Consider the following 253-nt stretch of genomic DNA (forward strand, 5'->3'; position numbering starts at 1 on the left):
GACGACAGGTTGATCATCACGCCGGCAGGCGATTCCTTGAGCAGCGGGATGGCCTGGCGCGCGCACAGGAACTGGCCGGTGATGTTGACGGCCAGCGTGCGGTCCCAGTCGGCCTTGGACAGGGTTTCGACAAAGCCCGTGGGGCCGGCCACGCCGGCGTTGTTGACCAGGATGTCCAGCCCGCCCAGCGTCTGGCGCACGGCGGTGAACAGCGCGGCCACGCTGTCTTCGTCCGACACGTCGGCGTACACCG

Annotated in this window: 1 protein-coding gene; it reads right to left on the minus strand. The window is 68.4% G+C overall.

Annotated features, from left to right (window positions below; translation table 11 throughout):
* Nucleotides 1-253: SDR family NAD(P)-dependent oxidoreductase (locus tag SB751_RS33195; RefSeq protein WP_410749393.1), on the minus strand; the 253-nt coding region annotated here is incomplete at both ends.

The sequence above is a fragment of the Cupriavidus sp. SIMBA_020 genome, from assembly GCF_046535395.1.
Taxonomy (GTDB): Bacteria; Pseudomonadota; Gammaproteobacteria; order Burkholderiales; family Burkholderiaceae; genus Cupriavidus; species Cupriavidus campinensis.